This is a genomic window from Alteromonas alvinellae (assembly GCF_902705805.1).
This window is the reverse complement of record NZ_CACSIH010000221.1, coordinates 1-22,280: the sequence shown is the minus strand read 5'-3', so window position 1 is coordinate 22,280 and position 22,280 is coordinate 1. Positions and strand designations below refer to the sequence as shown.

Below are 22,280 nucleotides of genomic sequence, written 5' to 3'. Positions count from 1 at the left end.
TACTACACCTCAATTTCCATACCGTCGTAAGCCAATTCAATGCCTTGTTCACACAGGCTGTGATAAGCACTGGAATCTTCGTCAAGCACGCGATTTGTGTTGTTGATATGAATAAGTACTTTACGCTTAACGTTAAATTCATTTAGCAGCGCAATGGCTCCGCCCTTTCCATTAACCGGCATGTGTCCCATATCAGTGCCCAGCTTGTTGCTAAAGCCGTGATCTATCATTTCTTCATTGGCCCACAGCGTACCGTCAAATAGCACGCAGTGAGATTCGCGCATCACCTGTTTTACTGTGTCGTTTGCCTGCATACATCCCGGCGCGTAAAAAAGCACGTTGCCCGTGGTGTCGTCAGTTATCTTCAGGCCGATATTGTTGCCCGGCACAATGTTGTCGCGATACGTCGAGTAAGGGGGCGCATTAGACTCTAATACCACGGGTTGGAAAGTCAGGCCTTCTGCCCCCTTTGGTACAAAGCGTTGATGATAATCGGTATTAATTGAATGCTGCTGTAGTCCGCCGTGCCAGTGTTTTAATACGGTAAAAAGCGGGAAGCTGGTGGTTAGGTCTTCGGCCACAACATCGGTACAATAAACGGGAAGGGGTAAACCTTCGCGCAAAGTTAGCAGGCCTGTAGTATGGTCTATTTGACTGTCGGTAAGCACAATTGCACTTATGCGTGTGCCGCGAGAAACATGGGCGTCGGGCCACAGCTGCGGGTGGCTATTTATCTGCTCCCGTAAATCGGGGGAGGCATTAATGAGAACCCAATTTTTACCATCGCTACTGACAGCAATGCTCGACTGTGTTCTGCCTTTCGCCTTTATTTTACCTTCGCGTAAACCCTTACAATTTGGGCAGTGGCAGTTCCATTGCGGAAATCCACCCCCGGCGGCAGCACCAAGAATCAATACGTGCATAACAACTCCATACTACAAGTAAAAAAAGGCTGCGTCGGCAGCCTTTTTGTTCATCATCCCAGAGGGCGTTGCCTAGCGGTTATTGATGTAAAGAGTTACTTCAAAACCAAGGCGCATTTCTGTGTATTGGGGTTTAGTCCACATAATTGTTCCTCTTCTTTATGATTAAACGCATGACTGAGTATATGTTGAATATGTGTTAACAGATATCCTCCTAAGGGAGGAGAACTGTCATGAATTTTGATGATTTATTGATTATTTTTGATTACGCAGCTGCTTAAGTAAGATAACAGCAAAGGAATAGGGCGGCCGGTCGCCGATAACGATTTGGTGTAGGTAAAAGCGGTTCCTGCTACATCGAGGTGAGCCCACGGGGTGCCGTCAGCAAAGCGAGAGAGAAAGCAGCCTGCCGAAATAGCACCGGGAGAGTTTATACCCGTATTCATCATATCCGCGTGCTGAGAGGTAATGGCGTCTTGATATTCTGGCCAAAGTGGGAAAGGCCAGCACCTGTCGTTAGCCAGTTCACCCGCTTCAACTAACGCACTTTCAAGCGCTGGAGCGTTGCTAAAAAGTGCAGTGGCTTTGTGCCCCAGTGCGCTAATAGCCGCGCCGGTTAGGGTTGCAATATCAATAATAACCGAGGGGGAGAACTGTTTCGCGTAGCTGATTGCATCGGCCATAAGCATACGCCCCTCTGCATCAGTGCTCATAACTTCCACGGTTTTTCCTGAGTGCATAGTAATGATGTCACCCGGGCGATAGGCTCTGCCATCAATCGCATTATCGGCGCTCGCCACAATACCAATAATATTTATATTTAACCCCAGTGTGGCAACCGCCTGAATGACGCCCAATACACAGCCAGCGCCTGCCATGTCGTAAATCATATGGCGCATATCAGGGCTGCGCTTTAACGTTATGCCGCCGCTGTCAAACGTTACGCCTTTGCCGATTAACACTACCGGCGGTGAATTCTCTAAACCTTTGGCTGTGTAGCGAAGAATAGGCATGGTGGCAGCAAACTGTGAACCTGCATTTACCGCTAAATACCCGTTCATGCCTAACTGCTTTAGCGCACTTTCATTGAGGATATCGCAAGACACCGTATTAAAGGTTTGCGCCAGATGCAGAGCTTGTTCGGCCAGATAATCTGGCGTACACAAGTTGGCTGGCATGTGGGCGAGATCTTTAGCCCACGTCATCGCGGCATTCAGGGCTGATTCATAGCGGATAGTGTGTGAAACGAGATGCTTTTGCGCGTTAGTAAAATGCTTGGCATCTAATGCAAGAGACAGCGTGCCGTTATTATTGTACTCACTAATCTCGACATTATTTTTCTCTTTGTCAGTGCTACTCCCGGGCGCACTGACCGCGTCGCTATTTGCATCGCGAATTTGATTATCGAGTTCCGACATTTTATTCGTCTTATAGCCCTTAAAGTGATAGCCGTGCTTGAAATAGCTTCTAAGTAGCGCACTCAGAAACTGTGAGTGGCTCGCAATGATGTTAACTGGATCACTGCTTACTGTTTCAGTGGTAGAAAGCGCCATTAACGACAGCTTTTCCAATGTTACCGACACGCTTTTGAGCTTTTTAAACAATGCATCGAACTGCTGTTCTGCATAGCGAAATGCTGGCGCGTCATTTTGGCTCAAGTCACTGCTGCTTTTTGAATTAAACGCAGAATTTGAATCGCTAGCGTAGCTTGAGCGGTTAACCATGGAGGGGTCATTAGTTTTAGATAAAGTCGAGGCACGGCTAGAGACGTTGGGTGCATCTGACGCTTCAAAGAGCGCAAAGTCGACACCATAAAACAGCACCCGTTTTACTTCAGCTAATTGTTGGCTAATTTTGTTTTGTCCGCTGTTTTCAGTGTCTGAGATGTAACTTGTTCTAAACGCCTTAAGGCCTTGTACGAATACACATTGGCCTTTATTTCCTGCAAAACCTTCATCGTCAAAAACCTGCTCAATGTATGTCTTAGCGGGTGTTGAAAAGTGAAAGAGTTGGCTCGCTAATAACTCGGGCGTAGTTAAAATAAGTAAGCAGTCACTATCCTCTAACGTTTCAACTTTATTGCTTTCATTAGCCCAGATTAGGTTTGCTTTTATCACGAGAAGCGCCCTTTTGAGGCTTTGGGACGAAAGCTTCTCACAGCGAAAATAAAAGTGATGGCTGTAAGGCTTAGTACAACGGCAAGCGCGTTGTGTTCGAGTTTTTCATAGAGCGCAAATCGCAGTAATTCTACGCCGCTACTAAAGGGATTAAAGGCACAAATCTGATACAGCCATTCGCTGGCCTCTCGCATTTTCCAAAGCGGGTATAGGGCGCTTGATAGAAAGAACAATGGGAAAATGACAAAGTTCATTACCCCAGCAAAGTTCTCTAGCTGCTTAATATAGTTTGCCAATAATAATCCTAACGAACCTAAAAACAATGACAGTAGCGCAATAACAGGCAACGCATAAACGTATCCCAGCGCAGACAGACGTACATCCAGTAAAAGCGCAAAGGCAAAGAAGATGTACACCTGAATAGCGCTTACTAAGGTGTTGGCAATAAGCTTGCTGCCTAGCAGGAAAGGGCGGGGAACCGGGCTTAACAGCAGTACTTTCATGCTGCCCATTTCTCTGTCGTACACCATGGACAGTGAACTTTGCATACTATTAAAAAGTACTATCATGGCGGCAAGCCCAGGTACAATGTACTCTTCGTACAAAATATAACTCTCGTAAGGCTCGGTCATTGAAAGACCCAAGGCCGAACGAAACCCCGCGGCAAAAACAAATAGCCAAAGTAATGGCCGCACCAATGCACTCAACAGGCGTGTGCGCTGCTGCCAGAACTTCAGCATCTCTCGGGTAAGTACGCCCACGAAACAGCGCCAATACATCAGGAGCCTTCCTGCATCAAATGCTGCCAAAGGTGCTCAATATCTTGTTGATGATACTTGGCTAACAAGGCTTCACATTGGTCATGGGCTAACACTCGCCCTTTTGATAAGACTATCAGATTGTTATTGTGCTTCACTTCCTCAAATAAATGCGTGGCCCACAGTACACTTACGTTTTGGGAATGAGCGAGTGCTTGTACTACCCGCAAAATAAGATGACGGGATTCTATGTCTAGGCCAACGGTAGGCTCGTCTAGTAGGAGTAAGGATGGCTTGTGAATAAGGCAGCGAGCTAACTCGACCCGACGTCTGTGCCCGCCATTTAAGTTTCGAATTTTTGTGTTGAGCTTGCTCGTAAGGTCGAGTTCGTCGAGCAAACCTTGAATATGCGATAGCGCGCTAGCGGTGCTTATGCCGTGAAGCGAAGCAAAGTAAGACAAATTTTGTTTTACTGATAAGTCGATATCTAAGGTACTTTGCTGAAATACCACGCCCATTTTCGCCATAATACTTGTGCGAGATTGAGACAGGCTAGCACCATCAAAGGTAATGCTACCTTTTGTGAGTTTTTGCAGGCCCGTAATAAGCGCAAACAAGGTGCTTTTGCCTGCGCCGTTAGGCCCAAGTAGCATAGTCAAGCCTGGCTTTAGGCAAAGGCTTATATTGTCCAGCGCGTTGTGGCTGCCGTACTGATGTGAAACCGCCTGAACCGCTATTTCCATTTAACCGCCACGCCCCAAGGGTAACGCCCCACTTTTACCGTATGCTCTACGTTTAACGTGTGGGTATTGATGACAGAAACATCACCGCTCACACCGTTAGTGGTCAGCAATAAAGACTGATCTTGGTTAAACGCTAACTGCCACACTCGTCGCCCAACCAAAATGTAGTCTTCCACTTCAAAGGTATCGGTATTGATGACCGCTATGCGATTCGCAGGGCCAAGCGCCACGAAGGCGTAGGGCCTATCTTTCATAAGCACAATACCCACTGGCTGAACCTTGTCGCGATAAACGCCTTTAATGGCAAAGGAAAGGGTCTTCACTTTTTGCTTAGTAGCAGTATCGAAAATACTGACAGTTCCACCTATTTCCGAGCTTACCCAAAGGTACTTGTCATCTCTGGTAAAGTGAGCATCTCTGGGTCTTGCGTCAACCAAGCTATTTGCAATATTTTCGTGCGTTTTGGTATCTATCCAGTGCACCATGTTAGTGGTTTCTGATGTGACTACCATCATGCTGCCATCGTGACTCACAGCCAGCCCCTCAGGCTCTACGCCCACATCTATCTGAGAAATGACCTGAGCCGTTGGAATGTCGATTACAGTAAGAAGGGCATCATCTTCATTAGCTGTGTAAATAGTGGTGCCGTTAGGATGTAATGCTATGGTTTCAGGATCTGCACCTGAGGGAAGATCGCCCACTATGGAATGGGTAGACAAATCCATAATTTGAATGCGATCAGCATCAGAGGCACAGATATACGCGTGGGACTGGTCTGCACTTAAAATAAGCCCTCGGGGTCGCTCTCCAACCTCGATAGTTTCAACCACATCAAATGTCGTCATATCAATGACAGATAGCGTGTTGTCTTTTTCGTTAGTGACATACGCTTGAGGAAGTGCAAAGGCTTGAGGAAGTGCTATGGCAAAGGCTGCCATTAAACTGCCAAGCAAGAGTGCAAAGCGATAGCTCATAACTTGTCCTTACAGGTAGTGTGTGTTGCGCCTAATGTGTCCAGTTCGTTGGTTTGGTGCAGAAAGCCTTCAAGGGGCGCATGAGTCACCAGTGCGTCTTCGTGGGCCAGCGCAATAGGCTGACGAAATTGGTGGGTGTAGGGGCGAATAGAAAGAGGGCGACCTTTATAGGCACCCAGCGTATAGTGGTCGCTAAGCAAGGTTTTAAGTATTCCCTGCTGCGTTAAATCGCTTCCTTGCTGCGCAGCATTTGCCACCGCCGTTACCGCAAGATACGCGGCGAAGTCGACTTCATTCATGTGTCTGTTAAACCCGTCATCAAAACGGCTTTGAAGCTGACGGGCGCCCCATTGTTCGTGGGTAAAATGCCAACCTAGTGCTTTTAGGCCGGCAGCGCCTACCACAGGTACGGGATGATAGGTGTTAAAGGGTAGGCTATACGCGAATTGCGCCGCGCTATCGGCGGTAAAAACAGCCTGATAAGTTTCTCTTGTTCGCGTAAATTGAGGAATTTCAGCAAAGGCAGCCCTGCGTAAATCAAAACTGTCCTGCCACTGTTTAGTTTCAACCAGTGAAAGCTTGAATTTTTTAGCGCTGCGTTTGAACGCGGCTAGGTATCCAGCATCGTCAGCGGTTTTTCCGTAAACTGCAAATATCTTGTCAATACGCTTAGTGCGAAACCACTGGGCTAGTGCGTCGGCTTTCATTTGATAACTGGGGATTGTATGAAACAAGGGCAGGCGACATGAATTTTGTCTAAGTAAATCATCGCTATTAGCTACGTTAAAAAATACGGCATTAGGAAGCGTGCTTTGAATAGTGGCAATCAACTGCTCAATTGAGGCAGCCTTTACCTCATCACTGCTTTGCATATCCAGTAGTACAACAGGCGCAATGTTGCCTTGTTGATTGCTACTTATTTCTATGTGATTTGTGTTAGCACTTGAATCAGAGTGCTGGCATGTTTTAGCTAAAGAAGCTTGCAGTTCGCCGATAGAAGGCACACTGATTTCAGTTAACTTAAACTGATAACCAAGAAATTTTCCGGTGATATTGGCATCCTTTATCGCCACACTTGCACCAGCTGTGCCCTCATTGCTGGGGGACTTTAAATAGCCTGGTGTGCCTGGTGGAGATGTGCCCGCAACTTTAATGTAAATGACCACAATAGTGGCAAGAGAGGTCTGTGGTGCAGCTTGTTGAGCCTGTGAAGATTGCGCTTCATTAAACGCGAGCGCGCTGTTTAAAAACGACAACAGAACGCAGCAAAAAAGTGACGCTACACACTTTTGATAACGCTTACCGGTTAATCGTCTTTCAACCGTGCTTTTTACACACTTTGCCATATACCACCCCGAGCTCAGCTGCATGCTTTTGCTGATATCTGTTTGTCTGACATAAGGGTATATGGCAATTTTCCCGAAGAACATCCTCCTAAAGGAGGAATGCTATGGCGCTAAAGTAGCATTAGTAAAATCACGCTAACCCCTTAGTATGCTTAAGAAGTTCGATTGAATAAGTGGGTAAGCTGTGCAGTTAGTTAGACCTTTTCGAGTTATTTTCATTTCACTCTGCCTGATAACGGGTTCTGCGCTTTCTGCTTTCGGGGAAGCAAGATCGTTAGACGATATTAAAGACAGCGGTTTAATTAGAATTGCGGTGTACACCGACTATCCTCCATTTTCATTTATTGAAAACGACAGCCCCACTGGAATTGATATTGATATCGCCCGTGAAATCGCGAGCGCCCTTGGTGTTGAGCTAGAACTGATATGGATGACACCAGGTGAAACGACAGAAGACGATTTCAGAAATTACCTATGGAAGGGCCATATTATCCACCGAATTAAGGCCGATGTGATGATGCGCGCGCCTTACGACCCCAGTTTTTCTCAAAAACGTGACGACGTGGGCTTGTTGGTTAATGAGCTTGTTCATATGTTTGCCCCTTATCAGCGTGAAAGCTGGCAAATCATTCACAACACGCACACCTTGCCCGAAGTGGAAACCATGAGCATGTTTCAGTATCACACGATTGGGGCGGAAATAGACAGCATTCCCCACTTTTACTTAACGTCAGCGTTTGGCGGCCGATTGCGAGAAAAAACATCGCACTATGGTTCAAACGCAGAAGCGATTGACGCAATGAAAGCAGGAACCGTCGAAGCGGTAATGGGATTGCGCTCGCAAATATCCTACCTCAGTCAGTTTGTTGATAATGAGCAATATCGCCTTGCAAGCAACGCGTTTCCGCTTATTGGAAAGCAAAAGTGGGATATAGGACTTGCTGTTCATACTAATTATCGCGCGCTAGGCTATGAAATTGGTGATGTAATTACGCGAATGGTGGTCGAGGGCGATATGCAACGGCTATTTGAGAAATACAAAACCATTTATGAGATGCCGCCTTATTTTGCGGGGAATGAAAGTTCAGAATAAGATAATTCAGTATAAAAGCATCTGACCAAAAGCGATCAGAACATTAGCACTTCAAACAATAGCACGCTGGTTAACAGGCTTCGAATTACAGCTTTTCGAACACTAGCATGTTAACCGGTAGCACTTTAGGCAATAACTCTATTGCCAGCAGCCTTCATATTTTTAGCACCTATCAGTATTGGAAGAACGCATTTCTTTAAAAAGACGTGAAAGCGTAAAGGTGTTAATCAAAAGGGAAAATAGCCCTTCATTCCTCCTCCTAAAGGAGGAGTCAAATCACTCCGCTGTTGCATAGGCATCGACATCCCCCCTAGCTATGCTAATCCTAACGAATAGTCTGAAACAGACCATTTATGGCCTACATGCAACTAGGAACCGTTATGAATAATAATATGCCAATTAAAAAACTTGCCCTATCTATGCTGGTTTGTGCAAGTGCGTTAACTCCTGTCCATGCTGTTGTCACCGACAAAGATATTCAAAATGACCACGTTACCACTGATGACGTAGTGACGTATGGAATGGGCTTGAAAGCTCAGCGCTATAGTCCGCTAACCGCTATCAACCGCGATACAGTAGAAGAAGTACGTCCTGTGTGGGCGTTCTCATTAGGTGGTGAAAAGCAGCGGGGGCAAGAATCGCAGCCTCTGGTAAAAGATGGCGTGATGTATGTAACCGGATCTTACTCTCGTGTGTGGGCCATCGATGCGAGAACTGGTGAAGAGCTATGGCAATATGAAGCGCGTTTGCCAGACGGCATTATGCCTTGCTGTGACGTGATAAACCGTGGCGTTGCGCTTTACGATAATCTGGTCATATTTGGCACCTTGGATGCCAAGTTAGTAGCACTGGATAAAGACACGGGAAAAACTGTTTGGAAGAAAAAAGTTGAAGACTACCGAGCGGGCTACGCCATTACTGCAGCGCCTATTGTAGTTGACGGAAAAGTCATTACAGGAATTTCCGGTGGTGAGTTCGGGATCGTCGGTAAAGTGTATGCTTACGACGCGAAGTCTGGCAAACAGCTATGGGTTAGACCTACCGTTGAAGGGCACATGGGGTACTTATGGAAAGACGGTAAGAAAACCGAAAATGGTATTTCAGGTGGTGCGCCAGGTAAAACATGGCCTGCTGATTTATGGAAAACCGGTGGTGCAGCAACGTGGCTAGGTGGTACTTACGACTCAGATACAGGCTTGCTATTCTTCGGTACGGGTAACCCTGCACCGTGGAACTCTCACCTACGTCCGGGCGATAACTACTTCTCGTCGTCGCGCTTAGCTATCGATCCTAATACCGGAAAAATTGTGTGGCACTTCCAAACCACGCCGCACGATGGCTGGGACTTCGATGGCGTAAACGAGCTTATCTCGTTTGACTACCAGGAAAACGGCAAGACAGTGAAAGCGGCGGCAACCGCCGACAGAAACGGCTTTTTCTACGTCCTTAACCGCGAAAACGGTGACTTCATTCGCGGCTTCCCGTTTGTTGATAAATTAAACTGGGCAAAGGGACTGGATGAAAAAGGTCGACCTATCTACATTGAAGAAAATCGTCCAGGAAGCCCAGCGCAATCAGCTGATGGTAAACAAGGTGCACAGGTTGTCGCTCGCCCTGCGTTCTTAGGTGGTAAAAACTGGATGCCAATGGCCTATTCAAAGGATACTGAACTCTTTTATGTGCCTTCAAACGAATGGGAGATGGACATCTGGAACGAGCCAACCTCTTACAAGAAAGGTGCAGCGTACCTAGGTGCGGGTTTCACTATTAAATCAGTGAATGAGGACTTCATCGGCGTACTTAAAGCGATTGACCCCAAAACAGGTAAAACCGTTTGGCGCTATAACAACTTCTCTCCACTTTGGGGCGGCGTGTTAACTACAGGTGGTGGTTTGGTTTGGACCGGTAACCCTGAAGGTTATCTGATGGCCTTTGACGACAAAACTGGCGAAATGGTTTACAAGTTCCAAACTGGCTCAGGTATTGTTGGATCTCCAGTGACATGGGAAATGGATGGTGAGCAGTACATCTCTGTACTATCAGGATGGGGCGGCGCAGTGCCATTATGGGGCGGTGAAGTTGCAAAACGCGTAAAGCACTTCAACCAAGGCGGCACCGTGTGGACGTTTAAATTGCCGAAGCGCTATCAGCAGGTGGCAAAAAACTAACCTTAGCTGAGCAGTAAATAGTGATTAATACATGGCCAGCGCCTACGTGCGCTGGCCTTTTTTCTTCACCTATTCATTAACCTGTTGGCAAGGTAAGGCTTCATCATTCTTATGGGCGTTATTTCGACTCTGACTTTAGCACTAGCGTTGAAGCAGCAACGGTAAAGCTTGCGCTTTCAGTGGCTATCATTGTGGCCTCCTACCAAAGGAGGAGCCTTTCAAAACCAAAGTAGAGTTACCCCTTATTTCCTCGTACGTATACTTAATTCATAGTCTTTTGAGGATGTATGAATTATGAAAACAAAAATATCGATGTTGTTTGCGGCACTCGTGGTAACTGGCTTGTCTGGCCACGTGCTAGCACATGGAAATGTTATCCCTCAAGGCGCAGATAGCTCAGCTATGCCGCCAATCACTGATGGCGATGAGTCTGAAAATGGCTGGGTGTTTGAAAACCCATATCGAAGCCTTGATGAAGAAACCAAAACGAAGGTCATCAAGTTTGGTGAGTCAGCTTATGCAAATAACTGTGCAGGTTGTCACGGCTTGCACGCGCAGTCTGGCGGAATAAACCCAGACCTTCGTGAACTCGACCCAGAAAGCTTTGAAGACGACGAATGGTTCGTTGAGCGCTTGCGTTTTGGCTCGGCGAAAGGCATGCCTGCACTTGGTGGTATTCCTGAAGGTCAAACCGATCCTATCTTAGATCAAGAAACACTTTGGGCTATTAAAACCTACGTTGAAGCACGTCGCGTTGTGGCCATTGAAGAGGGTGAGATAGAAGCAGATTAGGGCGACGTCTGTTACGCCTTTTTCGCCGGGTTAACGTCGAGTTACCCGGCGCTTTTCGTTTCCAATACCGTCTAACAATACATCAATAGCCTCACTCTTCACTGTTTATAAACTTAAAATGCGCTTAACAAAGACGTATTTTCATCACACCAGCCGTAGTTTACTTAATATTCCAAAGGCGAGGGCGGTAATAGGCAGAGATGCCAATGTGCTCACTGCGATGATACTTGCCGCCAAACGATAATCACCGCCTAAGTTTCTAACCATGACATAGCTTGCTGCAGCAGTAGGTGAAATGGCGAGAAGAAGAACAATGCCCAGTTCCATACCTCTAAATCCAAAAGCATAGGCAAACGCGACTAATATGGTGGGATAAACCACGCATTTACTGGTTGTGCTAAGCACAATGTTAAACCAGTCACTGGAGAATGAGCGGAACTGTAGGGAAGCACCGGTACAAATAAGTGCAAGTGGTAGTGTTAGCTGCGCAAAGTATTCACCGGTTTTTATCAAGGTGGTGGGCAATTGCCATTCGAAGTAAGAGAAGGGGAGCGCTGCCGCGATAGAAAGAATCAGCGGGTTTTTCGCCATGCCAGTAACTTGACCCAACAAAGAACGCGACGTGCCTTGATAAAAATTAAGAACAAAGCCAGACAATACGTTAAACAATATAGTAATACACCCCATATAGACCGAGGCTACAGCAAGCCCTTCTTGCCCATAGGTATTGGCACAATAAGCAAGGCCAATAATGCCCATATTGGCTCTGAAACCGCCTTGTACAACCACACCTCTGGCTTTGTACGGATGTACGGTCAGATGAGAGGTAATCATCAGAGCGGCAAAAACAATGAGCGTGCCCATAACTCCAACGCCTATCAGCGATAGGTTGGCGGCTTTAGAAAAGTCTGCTCGCGCTATCGATAAAAATAATAGCGCAGGGAGCGCAACGTTAAATACCAGTTTAGAGCCAGCTTCTATGAACCCTTCATTGAGCCATTTAATGCGAAAAAATAGCCATCCCATTAACAGAAGGATCAAAACAGGAATCAGCGTGCTGGTAATAAAACTAAGCATAAAAGATACGTAAGCCTTTACATGTGGAAACGAAACAACATAAAAACGCATTTGTAGAATATTGATGAATTTAACCTATTCACAAACGGTTTTGATAAGCGTAACTTAATATTTATATAAGAAAGGGTTGCCGATACAAAAGCTAGCCCTGTGTTTAAAAGCCCCTATTCAAAAGAATTGATGTATGAAAGCACTTCTTTTATTTATTGGTTTTGTAATAGTTAATTGCTTGTGGGGCGGGCTCTCTCACGCTTACGCTAAAAGTACTGCGTCTCTAGATAAAATGCAGTTAGTTAACGACAAGCTGTGGATGTATTACGAGGAAGGTAGTCAGCTTACTGCTGAAGACATCCTGACTAAATATCAGCAGAATACACTTATAAATAATACTAAAGGGCGCGTTAGTTATGGGTTCACTGGTAACACGGTTTGGGGTGTGTTGGCTGTTGAATTAGATACATATGGTGTTCTTGTTACTCGTATTGCTAAAAATAGCCCAATAAACGTACCTTTTCTTCCTCTGAAGATCCTATGACGATCCCCATATACGTAGGGCCACCAGTAGTTGCTAAAAACAAGACAACGGAAAATGCGTATTTTTATGGCGCGTTGTACGGCGCACTCGTTATTTTATTGGTCTACAACTTGGTTCTATACTCCTATCTCAAAGAACGGCGCTACCTGCTTTATTCCTTATACCTTCTCTCGTTTTTGCTATTTAACTTCACTTATACCGGTCATGGTTTCTGGTGGCTTTGGCCAGAATCGATATTCCTTCAACAGTGGCTTTTGCCCGCGCTAATGTTTTTGTATTTGTTCAGTGCGGTTAGATTCACCATCGAATTTCTTAATACCCAACTCTATCTACCAACGCTCTATCGGTGTAGGAAGTATATCTATGGCGCATTGGGCGCACTCGCTGTCACCATTGTATTGATTGGAAGTCGCTCTTTCGCGGTGATGTCGCAGCTTGCCGTTTTAACCACAATAGCGATTTGGATGTTGTTGATAGGAATTTTTGCTTACCGTAATGGCGACACATTAGCTAAATTTTTCCTTCCAGCCATTTTATGCGGAACCGGCGGTGCGATGGTGTCGAGTCTAGCCACATGGGGGCTTATTCCATACTCGAAATGGGCATTTAGAGGCATTGAAATCGGTATGGTGTTGGAAATGTCTTTGCTATCTATTTCACTGGCATTTAACTACAAACAAGTACAGCAAGCGCGCAGAAACGCCGAGCGTGACGCAAGGCTCGATCCACTTACGTCGCTTTATAATCGGCGAGCTTTTGAAGACTTAGTTTATCCTATTTGGGAGATGGGAAAGCGCAGTAATAAGTTCATGTCGGTTATGCTCATTGATATTGATTGGTTTAAAGGTATCAACGATAAATATGGTCATGACATGGGTGACAAGGTGCTGAAAAAAGTCGCTGAAGAAATTAAAGGGCAAGTTAGGGGCTCTGACATTACCTTTCGCTGGGGCGGCGAAGAGTTTTTGGTATTTTTGCCCAATACTCGGGTGCACTACGCCAAGCAAATTGCCGAGAATCTCCGCGTACACCTTTTCACCCACGACATCAACAAATTCATACGAGTGACAGTAAGTATAGGTGTGGCAGGAACCTCGCTAGGCGAAGAGAATATAAATGTTCTCATTAAACAGTCAGACCAAGCCTTGTACCTAGCGAAAGCGAAAGGTCGAAACAAAGTGGTGCTTTGGGAGGAAGATTCAGAATAAGAGAAAAAAACCGAGAGGAGAAATAAAGGGAAGTATCTAGCTGATTTATAAATACAGCATTCTCACGTATGATTCTGCTTTTCATTTTCTCAGAGTATCCTTTTCATGTACCAAGATTTTCAAGCAGAGTTGGCGTGGGCTAGCCTTCATATGCCGCGCACTCGTAATGCCATTGCATCACTTCCCGATCTGTCGAACGTTAAACTTGCTTGCAACATGCATTTAGATTTGAAAATGGCGCCTTTGGTTGAAGGGCTACTCTCACGAGGATGCGACATTTTTCTTACCACGTGTAACCCCACTACAGTGCAAGATGACGTGGTATCTTATCTTGTTGATAAAGGCGCAACGGCCCATGCATGGCGTGATATGAGCGAGGCTGACTGGTCTGAGTCATTCGATAAAGCGCTGGCGTGGCAGCCTACCCATTTGTGTGAAATGGGCGCTGATCTGACAACTCGACTACACGAAAACATAAAAGCAAATAAACCAGTACCGAGCATTGTATCGGGCTTAGAAGTAACGGGCTCTGGCATTAACCGTTTAAATGGTATGGCGCCAAACTATCCAATATTTAACTGGGATGATTTGCCGGTAAAAGAAGGGCTTCACAACAGGCACATGGTGGGCTTAAGCGCATGGCAAACCTTCTTCCAAACCACTCATCTAACCCTGCACGAAAAAGTAGTGGTTGTTATTGGCTATGGTTTGGTGGGGCAGGGTGTTGCTGCCTCAGCAAAGGCCTTCGGAGCACAGGTTCAAGTAGCAGAACTTGACCCAGCAAGAGCGCTTCAAGCGAAATACGACGGCTGGCCAGTGGTTGATTTAAATGAAGCGGCTAGCCAGGCTGACGTTATTGCTACTGCAACTGGTGCGTATGGTGTGGTGAATTCGAATCATCTAGACAACATGAAAGACGGAACGTTTATTTTAAACGTAGGCCATGTAGCCCAAGAAATTGATGTGCCTTACCTTAAAAACAACGCTACCCACAGTGAGCCAATGCCTTATGTAAATGCCTATAAACTGGGCGATAAAACACTGTATCTTTTAGCCGATGGCTCTATGTTTAACTTAACTGCGGGCTATGGTGACAGCATTAATGCCTTCGACGTAACCTTGGCCGTCATGGCTGCAGGCATCGGCTTTATCGTGAATGAAGGTGCAAAAAGCAAAAAAGGCTTGTACTTGTTACCAGAGGCCGCGTGGAAAAGTGCGCTTTAAAGCGCAGCAAATCATAAGAGAGTGTTTATCTTTAAGTACGCAGTACAAAAGGTCCAGCCAGCTCTGCTTATCTCGACATTCCTATTGAATGTTGTACAGTGAGCCCGTTTTAATAAATTCATAGTTAAGGCGGGCTGATGATCATTCCAATAGACAATCAGCCTTACGCCAGTGTAGGGACGAAAAAAATGGGCAAAATAATAGGTACAAAAACACCACAGCAGGCTTTAGATAGCCTTGTCAACATGACAGGCGATCTGCGCCCCATAGAGCTCTCTGAATACAAAGCCCGCATTGCCAAGGCGCAGCATTATATGCAGGAAAATGGCATTGGTGCGCTTTACTTAAACGCTGGTACTAACTTAGCGTATTTTACCGGAATGCAGTGGTACGCCAGTGAACGTTTAGTCGGAGCGCTTTTGCCTGCAAAAGGTGACCTTGTATATCTGGCCCCTACCTTTGAAATCGACTCTTTAAACGAACGCAAATTAGTGGAAGGTGACATAATTGGCTGGCAAGAGCACGAGAGCCCATACGCGCTTGTCATAGCTATGCTAGATAAGCTAAATACCGCTGGTGGCGATAAACTGGGTGTAGATGAGTCGACCCAGTTTTTTATCGTAGATGGTTTGAACAAGATGCTTGGCCAATCTTGGCAAATTATCAATGGTGCAGAGGTAACAGCACACTGTCGCATGCACAAATCTGAAAGTGAACTCGCGCTTATTCAACGCGCTATGGACATGACCCTAGCTGTGCACAAAGCGACTGCCAGTATGCTTTATGAAGGCATTACCACGACAGAAGTTGAAGCATTTATTAACGATGCACATAAGAAAGTGGGGGCTGCTGGTAACTATTTTTGCATTGTACTTTTTGGAAAAGCCACGTCGTTTCCCCACGGCGTTAAAGACCCTCAAGTACTAAAGAAGAACGACTTAGTATTGATTGATACTGGCTGTAAGGTGCATGGCTACCTCTCTGATATCACGAGAACCTATTGTTTTGGTGAGCCAACCGATAAGCAACGAGCATTATGGGAAAGCGAAAAGCGCGCGCAGCTTGCCGCATTTAACGCTGCAAAAGTTGGTGTTCCCTGTGGCGATGTGGATAAAGCCGCGCGAGACAGCTTAGCTAAAGATGGCTTAGGACCAGACTATAACTTACCAGGTTTGCCCCATCGAACCGGGCACGGCATAGGCATGGATATTCACGAATGGCCGTATTTGGTAAAAGACAATCCTCACCCGCTAGCATCTGGTATGTGTTTTAGTAACGAACCTATGATCGTAGTACCAAACGAGTTCGGTATTCGCTTAGAAGATCACTTTTATATGACCGAAGATGGCCCTGTGTGGTTTACTGAGCCTAGCGAATCGATTGACTCTTTATAAGTAAACTAAAATTAAGCTGCTCTTTCTTACGAAGAGCAGCTGTAGTGCGCCACACCGCCCGCACTGAAAAATTCAAGTGGGCGCAGCTGGTAGTACTTATTCTCTACCTCTTTTGATTGCTCATCATAAGGTGCAGTAAGTATCTTCTGAAGTTCGTGAATTTGTGTGAAGTCACCGTTTTCGGCGGCTTTGTAGGCAGGCACAATTAGCCATTCGCGCCATGTGAATTTAGGGTTTGCTTTGCGCATATTCTCTGCGGTAGCAGCAATAGCGTTTGTAACATCACCTTGTGTTTCGGCGTCCTTTTCAATGCGCTCACGCCACGTTTGTAGCCATGCTTCCCATTCTGTCATGACCTCTGCTTTAGGCGGGTAGTAAAAGCTTTTCGTCAAGCTCGCCATATCTTCTGGTATTGACGATAGCTCTCGGAAAAACAGATTGTAGTCCACGCCTGTGCGCAGCATTAATTGCAGCAGCTTAATTAGCAAGTCGTGGTCGTAGCTGGCAATGCCAAGCTTTGTTGCCCACATACTCTCCATGGCGCGTTCCATCACGCCAGAAAAACCGTCGTTGATCTCGTTAAGTTTAGAGAGCTGTTCAGTGTTACCGTCAATTAGCGGCATCAGTGAGCGGCAGAACATATCAAAGTTCTTTTGCGCAGCAATGGGCTGGTTTAAAAACGAGAAGTGACGACCGCCGCCTGTCCAAGGTTGGTAGTCTGCTTCAAAAAACTCACAAAAGCCGAATGGCCCATAGTCGAGAGTAAATCCTCCTGCGGCGCAGTTGTCGCTATTAAAATTGCCCTGACAGTAACCCACGCGAACCCACTCAGATACAAGGTGAGTTAATCGGCCTCTAAATAGCTTAGCCAGCGTTACCACTTGCTCTTCAAACGGCGCAGTTGTGTCTATTTCACTTGAGTACTCTCGCTTGATAAGGTGCTTAACAATGGCTTTTAGTTCGTTTAGCGCTTCGCTGTGTTCGTTGCAGCGAGCACGCCTAGCAAAAAGCTCAATTTGCCCAACGCGCAAGAAGGAAGGGGCGACGCGGGTGGATATGGCCGTGATATTTTCGACCATCACTTCAGGTTCATAGGAATGAGAGCCTTCGCGATACCAGGGTCTGTCTACTGTGTCTGATTCAGACATAAACAAGCTCAGAGAGCGTGAGGTAGGAACGCCAAGGGCGTGCATGTGCTCTTGCACTAAAAATTCGCGCACGCTAGAGCGCAATACGGCGCGCCCATCGGCGCCACGGCAGTAAGGCGTGCGACCCGCGCCTTTTAACTGCATTTCCCAACGCTTGCCATTTAATACTGCTTCAACAATAGAGATTGCTCGTCCGTCACCGTAGCCATTCCCCGTTCTAAACGGGCACTGCTGTGTATATTCCGTCCCATAAATGGAAAGTGCGTAGCCAGTTGCCCAGCCGTAAGGTTTCATTGGGGCGGGTACACCCGACATATCACCTGAAAAAAGCTGGGTGAAATCTTTCGATGTAGCGAAGCTGTCGTCTAAGCCTAATTCGGCAAACAGAGTTTTGCTGTGCGCAATGTATGTCGGTGCAGTTAATGGGGTCGGAGTAACCGGCACATAGTGACCAGAGAACACTTGGCGCGGGTCATGGTCGTTACCATCAAGGGTTGCTTGTGGATCTGGACTGAGCGTGTCGAGCAAAGAGTAATCTACATGCTTTGCGAATTCATCTAGCGTTTTGATACGTTCTGTCACTTCCATCACCTTTTGTTGCGTAGCCGTGGTTTATTACTCATTTGCCGAGTGCTCAATCATCAAGTTGAGCCCCTGAACGGCTGTGCATTGCGTTGCTATATTTCTTCATTGTTTGACCAAGAACAAACAATGAGACTTACGCGCATTGTACTCTTATCTATACTTTTATGAAGGTATGAAGCGCCAACCGCGACTTTTATTTATTGGCGAAGTGCTCAGGAGAAATGATCAGAAATAGCGAATGGTCGGCGATGAATAAAGCAAAGAGGCTGGTAGATGGAAAGTGTCGTACTGCTGGGTAGTATAATTGGTGGGTTAGGTCTGTTCTTACTTGCCATCGGAATGATGACTGAAGGGCTTAAGTTAGCAGCAGGTAATGCGCTGCGCACCTTGCTCGCTAAATGGAGCAAAACGCCATTTAGAGGCGTGGTGTCGGGTGCGGCAATGACAGCTTTGGTGCAGTCCTCAAGTGCAGTCACCGTGGCATCTTTAGGCTTTGTTAACGCCGGTTTACTGAGTATGCGCCATGCCTTAGGTATAGTGTACGGCGCCAACATCGGCACCACCATGACAGGCTGGCTTGTCGCAATGGTAGGCTTTAAATTAAATATTCAGGCCGTTGCTTTGCCTATGATAGGCGTAGGCATGATCCTGAAGTTATTAAAGCCCAATAGCCGTTTAGCGTCAGTCGGTATCGCCATCGCCGGCTTTGGCCTTTTCTTTGTAGGGATAGACAGTTTAAAAACAGCCTTTGAAGGAATAGTAAGTACCTTTGATCTTAGTCAGTTTAAAGCTGAAGGCGTTGAAGGTTTTCTTATGTACCTAGTGATTGGCTTTGTAATGACTGTGCTAACCCAGTCATCTAGTGCATCTATCGCGCTTACCATCACCGCGGCAACTTCAGGCATGGTGGGTATTTATGCCGCCGGCGCAATGGTTATTGGTGCAAATATAGGCACAACCTCTACGGCTATGTTCGCGTCAATTGGCGCTACCTCTAGCGCGAAGCGCGTTGCCGCTGCACAAGTTGTGTTTAACGTAGCGACCGCCGTTGTGGCTGCGCTTATTTTACCGCTATTGTTTGGGCTAATTCATTGGGTAACGGCGGTTGCAGAAATAGACGCTGACCCAGGAATCACCTTAGCCATTTTCCATACACTGTTTAATTTGCTGGGTGTGGCACTTATCTTTCCTCTGAACGACAAGCTTGCAAGCTTTCTTGAGCAGCGGTTTGTGTCTCTTGAAGAAGAGGCCTCAAAACCTAAGCATTTGGACAAAAATATTGCTCAAACCCCTGACCTGGCAGTAAACGCGCTCATCTTAGAATTGTTGTCAGTATCTGACCGCTTTTTACATGTTTACCCCAAACTATTTTCTCAACAAAGTAGTGAAATAACTGCTGTTGAAAACGACATACATGGCGTTGAGGCGCTATGCCAACACATATCGCAATTTATTGTAGACGTAGAGCGTGCAGCTTTAAGTGAAGAAACCACAAAAGCATTGGCCTCGCTCATGCGAGTAGAGCACTACATGCTATCTAGCGCGCAAAAGGCACTCGCTATTTCTGCAGTGAGCAGGCGTCGGGATGTCCTCACTAAGGCTGAGCTGGAAGGTCAACTGCTTAACTATCTATCGGTAACTAACGAGTTCATGCGTATGGTGCGTTGGAGACAATTTGATAGTAGCGATGCGCTAAGTCTTCAGTTTGACTTACTCGACAAAGAACACCACAAAGTTAAATCAGCACTTGTGATGGGGGCAACACAAGGTGACATTGCTGTTACCCAAATGACAGATGCCACTGAGTGCATGGAGTGCCTGCTGCAGATAGTACAAATGTGGGTCAAAGTCTTTGTGCGTATTCAACAAGTTGAAGACAGTATAACAACAGCAAACTTAATACACGGCGACAGTCAGAATAACTCGAAAACAATTGAAGGAGTCTGATATGGCATCACTTACTTTTTTAGGCGCAGTGGAAGGTGTAACAGGGTCTATGCATCTACTCAAAACTGAACATAGCACCTTGTTGTTAGATTGCGGCCTATATCAAGGTAGGCGTGATGAAGAGGCGAAAAACCATAAACCCTTGCCAGTGGATGTCAGTCAACTTGATGCGGTTATTCTGTCACACGCCCACTTAGACCATTCCGGGCGATTACCTATATTGTTGAGAGAGGGCTATAGCGGGCCTATTTATATGACACGGCCAACGGTTGATCTCATTGAAGTGTTGCTAAAAGATGCCGCTTCTTTGCAGGAGCGGGATGCTGAGTGGGAGAACAAGCGGCGGCAGCGTTCGGGCAAGCCGCTCATCGAACCCCTGTATCGCCAAGAGGAAGTGGACGGTGTGATGAAACTATGCATACCAACTCGCTACCACACCAAGCGTAAAATCACGCAAGACGTGGAAATTAACTTCGCTGATGCTGGGCACATTCTTGGTTCAGCAATAGTGGAAATATTTATTACTGAAAACGGTCAGACTAAAAAGCTGGTCTTTTCTGGCGATCTTGGTAATTCGCAGGCTGCATTGCTCCGCGACCCAGACATAGTCACTGATGCTGATATCGTGCTTTTAGAGTCGACCTATGGCGATCGCAACCACCGCTCAATGAAAGACACCCTTGATGAGTTTGAAGAGGTGATTTTGCAGGCCAGTGAGAATGGCGGAAACATCCTCATTCCGTCATTTGCGGTTGGGCGAACCCAAGAAATCATTTTTCGTTTAGGTGAGCTCTATCAACAGGGGAAATTGCGTCATCAAAAAGTATTTCTAGATAGCCCGATGGCCATCGCGGTTACCGAGATATATCACCGTTACCAAGATGTTTATAATGAAGAAGATTTAGACGCTATTGAAGATAGTGCTGAGCGTGCGCATAGCCACAACCAAAGCTTACATTCCTTACTGCCCATTTTAAGTTACACAACGTCAACTGAAGAGTCTATTGCCCTAAATAAAGTTGTTAGCGGCGCCATTATTATTGCTGGTAGTGGCATGTGTAACGGAGGAAGAATTCGGCATCACTTAAAACAGAACCTATGGCGCAAACAATCTCACGTGGTATTCGTAGGCTTTCAAGCAATGGGTACGCCGGGACGAAAAATTATCGACGGGGCGACACATATTAAAATGGCTGGCGAGGACATTGTAGTTCGCGCTCAAATTCATACGCTAGGTGGGTTCTCGGCACACGCAAGTCAAGAGCAGCTCATCGGCTGGCTATCGCATTTTACTAAGCAACCGAAAGTTTACCTAGTTCACGGTGAGGACGGCGCTAAACAAGAATTGCAAAGCGCCATAAGAGAAAAAGGGTGGAATGTTACTATTCCACAACTAAACGACACGATACGCTTTTAACCGGCTTGGAAGTAACAGCCACTGTGTTATTGCTTCGGTCTAAGCGCCAGTTGGCCTTGCTCAACCGTGAGCTGTAAAGGCACGCTTGATAGCAGGCTGACGGCCCTGTTTGTTGAATCTAATCGGTAAATAGGGTTGGACGCCAGGTAACCGTTAATGAGCTGCATGAATTCACTGCTAACTGGCGCTAAGTTACCTCTAAAGCCACCCGCATCAATAGTGCTATCTAGCAGCGACAGCGAACGCACAAATATCGCCTTTTCTTCACTGTCGTAGTAGGGCGTACCCTCTAGTGCAAGACTTACCTTTGCAGGGTAATTCAAACCAAAAGCACTTATACGAGCTGTGGCAATAGCGCCGAGCTGGACCACGTCTCTACCATCTGGACCTATAGTTGCTGTCATATCTTCCACGTCTAAATAAAGTGGAATACCGGCAAGTGACGTCCGTTTTTGTAACTCGGTTACTTGGCTATCAAGTACTTGCTCTAACTCGGCATTGGAAATGGTATACACCGAAAGCTGTGAAAGGGTAGAGCATCCAGCGATAGTTATAGCGAAAACCACAGAAAGTAGAAGTCTCATAAAAGGTCTCTTTTAGCAATAAGTTGTTGAATTACACAGCGTGAGCCTTGAATACTCATGCTGCAACAACGAAGTGCTTGTATTGTAAGGGCTCAGGTAAGGAATAAACACTGAAATCGTTAAACCGCCAAGACAGCGGCTTATTCGGGGAATCCATAAGTAGGAGAGAGGCGCAAAGCGTAACGCTTAAAAAATACTGGGTTGCCAACATTTAATAATACCAATCCGCATAGATCATTGCCCACTC

General features: G+C 46.2%; 19 protein-coding genes. 9 read left to right on the top strand and 10 right to left on the bottom strand.

Annotated elements, in window-relative coordinates:
* Window positions 1–2 precede the first annotated feature (2 nt).
* The 7 genes from pqqB to ACX5KA_RS17015 all read right to left on the bottom strand — a co-directional run bounded on the left by pqqB (window position 3) and on the right by ACX5KA_RS17015 (window position 6,861).
* Complete coding sequence (gene pqqB / locus ACX5KA_RS17045; RefSeq protein ID WP_039225988.1) at window positions 3–923, bottom strand: pyrroloquinoline quinone biosynthesis protein PqqB; 921 nt, start codon at window positions 921–923, stop codon at window positions 3–5.
* Window positions 924–995: 72 nt separating this feature from the next.
* Window positions 996–1,067 (bottom strand): pyrroloquinoline quinone precursor peptide PqqA, encoded by a 72-nt coding sequence (gene pqqA, locus ACX5KA_RS17040; RefSeq protein ID WP_071953288.1) that lies wholly within the window; start codon window positions 1,065–1,067, stop codon window positions 996–998.
* Window positions 1,068–1,171: 104 nt separating this feature from the next.
* Window positions 1,172–3,040 (bottom strand): leucyl aminopeptidase, encoded by a 1,869-nt coding sequence (locus ACX5KA_RS17035; protein ID WP_458731727.1) that lies wholly within the window; start codon window positions 3,038–3,040, stop codon window positions 1,172–1,174.
* Window positions 3,037–3,819 (bottom strand): ABC transporter permease, encoded by a 783-nt coding sequence (locus tag ACX5KA_RS17030; protein WP_061095573.1) that lies wholly within the window; start codon window positions 3,817–3,819, stop codon window positions 3,037–3,039. The genes ACX5KA_RS17035 and ACX5KA_RS17030 overlap by 4 nt, the downstream gene beginning before the upstream one ends.
* Window positions 3,819–4,541, bottom strand: a complete 723-nt coding sequence (locus ACX5KA_RS17025; RefSeq protein WP_202941942.1) for an ATP-binding cassette domain-containing protein — start codon at window positions 4,539–4,541, stop codon at window positions 3,819–3,821. Before ACX5KA_RS17025 ends, ACX5KA_RS17030 begins: the two co-directional genes overlap by 1 nt.
* Entirely contained in the window at window positions 4,532–5,515 is a 984-nt protein-coding gene (locus ACX5KA_RS17020) for a PQQ-dependent catabolism-associated beta-propeller protein (protein ID WP_202941943.1), read from the bottom strand. Before ACX5KA_RS17020 ends, ACX5KA_RS17025 begins: the two co-directional genes overlap by 10 nt.
* A complete protein-coding gene (locus tag ACX5KA_RS17015; RefSeq protein WP_458731726.1) occupies window positions 5,512–6,861 on the bottom strand; it encodes a type 1 periplasmic-binding domain-containing protein in 1,350 nt (449 codons plus the stop codon). Before ACX5KA_RS17015 ends, ACX5KA_RS17020 begins: the two co-directional genes overlap by 4 nt.
* Window positions 6,862–7,045: 184 nt before the next feature.
* Between ACX5KA_RS17015 and ACX5KA_RS17010 the strand changes: the two genes are divergently transcribed.
* The 3 genes from ACX5KA_RS17010 (at window position 7,046) to pedF (ending at window position 10,914) form a co-directional block, all read left to right on the top strand.
* The gene (locus ACX5KA_RS17010) at window positions 7,046–7,954 is read left to right on the top strand and encodes a substrate-binding periplasmic protein (protein WP_458731725.1); all 909 of its coding nucleotides are present in this window, start codon (window positions 7,046–7,048) and stop codon (window positions 7,952–7,954) included.
* 380 nt (window positions 7,955–8,334) lie between these two features.
* On the top strand, window positions 8,335–10,122 hold the full coding sequence (locus ACX5KA_RS17005) for a PQQ-dependent methanol/ethanol family dehydrogenase (RefSeq protein WP_014977357.1): 1,788 nt from the start codon (window positions 8,335–8,337) through the stop codon (window positions 10,120–10,122).
* Window positions 10,123–10,416: 294 nt separating this feature from the next.
* Window positions 10,417–10,914, top strand: coding sequence for a cytochrome c-550 PedF (pedF, locus tag ACX5KA_RS17000; protein WP_014950662.1), 498 nt, complete (start codon window positions 10,417–10,419; stop codon window positions 10,912–10,914).
* A 144-nt stretch (window positions 10,915–11,058) separates the two neighbouring features.
* Here pedF and ACX5KA_RS16995 read toward each other — a convergent pair whose 3' ends face one another.
* Window positions 11,059–11,991, bottom strand: coding sequence for an AEC family transporter (locus tag ACX5KA_RS16995; RefSeq protein ID WP_458731724.1), 933 nt, complete (start codon window positions 11,989–11,991; stop codon window positions 11,059–11,061).
* A 184-nt stretch (window positions 11,992–12,175) separates the two neighbouring features.
* On the opposite strand from ACX5KA_RS16995, the gene ACX5KA_RS16990 reads away from it, so the two are divergent.
* The 4 genes from ACX5KA_RS16990 to ACX5KA_RS16975 all read left to right on the top strand — a co-directional run bounded on the left by ACX5KA_RS16990 (window position 12,176) and on the right by ACX5KA_RS16975 (window position 16,352).
* Window positions 12,176–12,526 carry a hypothetical protein gene (locus ACX5KA_RS16990; protein WP_458731723.1) on the top strand — a complete coding sequence of 117 codons (351 nt, stop codon included), beginning with the start codon at window positions 12,176–12,178 and terminating at the stop codon, window positions 12,524–12,526.
* Entirely contained in the window at window positions 12,523–13,734 is a 1,212-nt protein-coding gene (locus ACX5KA_RS16985; RefSeq protein WP_458731722.1) for a sensor domain-containing diguanylate cyclase, read from the top strand. Before ACX5KA_RS16990 ends, ACX5KA_RS16985 begins: the two co-directional genes overlap by 4 nt.
* A 105-nt stretch (window positions 13,735–13,839) precedes the next feature.
* Window positions 13,840–14,958, top strand: a complete 1,119-nt coding sequence (locus ACX5KA_RS16980; RefSeq protein ID WP_458731721.1) for an adenosylhomocysteinase — start codon at window positions 13,840–13,842, stop codon at window positions 14,956–14,958.
* A 188-nt stretch (window positions 14,959–15,146) separates the two neighbouring features.
* Window positions 15,147–16,352, top strand: a complete 1,206-nt coding sequence (locus ACX5KA_RS16975) for a M24 family metallopeptidase (RefSeq protein ID WP_039223681.1) — start codon at window positions 15,147–15,149, stop codon at window positions 16,350–16,352.
* Window positions 16,353–16,378: 26 nt separating this feature from the next.
* On the opposite strand, the gene ACX5KA_RS16970 is transcribed toward ACX5KA_RS16975, so the two are convergent.
* A complete protein-coding gene (locus ACX5KA_RS16970; RefSeq protein ID WP_458731720.1) occupies window positions 16,379–18,088 on the bottom strand; it encodes a protein adenylyltransferase SelO in 1,710 nt (569 codons plus the stop codon).
* A 270-nt stretch (window positions 18,089–18,358) separates the two neighbouring features.
* Between ACX5KA_RS16970 and ACX5KA_RS16965 the strand changes: the two genes are divergently transcribed.
* Both ACX5KA_RS16965 and ACX5KA_RS16960 read left to right on the top strand, forming a co-directional pair.
* Window positions 18,359–20,032 carry a Na/Pi cotransporter family protein gene (locus ACX5KA_RS16965; RefSeq protein ID WP_039223465.1) on the top strand — a complete coding sequence of 558 codons (1,674 nt, stop codon included), beginning with the start codon at window positions 18,359–18,361 and terminating at the stop codon, window positions 20,030–20,032.
* 1 nt (window position 20,033) lies between these two features.
* Window positions 20,034–21,449 carry an MBL fold metallo-hydrolase RNA specificity domain-containing protein gene (locus ACX5KA_RS16960; protein ID WP_039223463.1) on the top strand — a complete coding sequence of 472 codons (1,416 nt, stop codon included), beginning with the start codon at window positions 20,034–20,036 and terminating at the stop codon, window positions 21,447–21,449.
* 26 nt (window positions 21,450–21,475) lie between these two features.
* Here the strand turns inward: ACX5KA_RS16960 and ACX5KA_RS16955 are convergent, their stop codons facing one another.
* Window positions 21,476–22,033, bottom strand: a complete 558-nt coding sequence (locus ACX5KA_RS16955) for a DUF1439 domain-containing protein (protein ID WP_458731719.1) — start codon at window positions 22,031–22,033, stop codon at window positions 21,476–21,478.
* Between the last annotated feature and the right edge of the window lie 247 nt (window positions 22,034–22,280).

Excerpts from the sequence above, each read along its gene's own strand:
- pqqB (WP_039225988.1), bottom strand. The coding sequence starts at position 923 with ATGCACGTATTGATTCTTGGTGCTGCCGCCGGGGGTGGATTTCCGCAA.
- ACX5KA_RS17030 (WP_061095573.1), bottom strand. The coding sequence starts at position 3,819 with ATGTATTGGCGCTGTTTCGTGGGCGTACTTACCCGAGAGATGCTGAAG.
- ACX5KA_RS17025 (WP_202941942.1), bottom strand. The coding sequence starts at position 4,541 with ATGGAAATAGCGGTTCAGGCGGTTTCACATCAGTACGGCAGCCACAAC.
- ACX5KA_RS17020 (WP_202941943.1), bottom strand. The coding sequence starts at position 5,515 with ATGAGCTATCGCTTTGCACTCTTGCTTGGCAGTTTAATGGCAGCCTTT.
- ACX5KA_RS17015 (WP_458731726.1), bottom strand. The coding sequence starts at position 6,861 with ATGGCAAAGTGTGTAAAAAGCACGGTTGAAAGACGATTAACCGGTAAG.
- ACX5KA_RS17005 (WP_014977357.1), top strand. The coding sequence starts at position 8,335 with ATGAATAATAATATGCCAATTAAAAAACTTGCCCTATCTATGCTGGTT.
- pedF (WP_014950662.1), top strand. The coding sequence starts at position 10,417 with ATGAAAACAAAAATATCGATGTTGTTTGCGGCACTCGTGGTAACTGGC.
- ACX5KA_RS16995 (WP_458731724.1), bottom strand. The coding sequence starts at position 11,991 with ATGCTTAGTTTTATTACCAGCACGCTGATTCCTGTTTTGATCCTTCTG.
- ACX5KA_RS16990 (WP_458731723.1), top strand. The coding sequence starts at position 12,176 with ATGAAAGCACTTCTTTTATTTATTGGTTTTGTAATAGTTAATTGCTTG.
- ACX5KA_RS16985 (WP_458731722.1), top strand. The coding sequence starts at position 12,523 with ATGACGATCCCCATATACGTAGGGCCACCAGTAGTTGCTAAAAACAAG.
- ACX5KA_RS16980 (WP_458731721.1), top strand. The coding sequence starts at position 13,840 with ATGTACCAAGATTTTCAAGCAGAGTTGGCGTGGGCTAGCCTTCATATG.
- ACX5KA_RS16975 (WP_039223681.1), top strand. The coding sequence starts at position 15,147 with ATGGGCAAAATAATAGGTACAAAAACACCACAGCAGGCTTTAGATAGC.
- ACX5KA_RS16970 (WP_458731720.1), bottom strand. The coding sequence starts at position 18,088 with ATGGAAGTGACAGAACGTATCAAAACGCTAGATGAATTCGCAAAGCAT.
- ACX5KA_RS16965 (WP_039223465.1), top strand. The coding sequence starts at position 18,359 with ATGGAAAGTGTCGTACTGCTGGGTAGTATAATTGGTGGGTTAGGTCTG.
- ACX5KA_RS16960 (WP_039223463.1), top strand. The coding sequence starts at position 20,034 with ATGGCATCACTTACTTTTTTAGGCGCAGTGGAAGGTGTAACAGGGTCT.
- ACX5KA_RS16955 (WP_458731719.1), bottom strand. The coding sequence starts at position 22,033 with ATGAGACTTCTACTTTCTGTGGTTTTCGCTATAACTATCGCTGGATGC.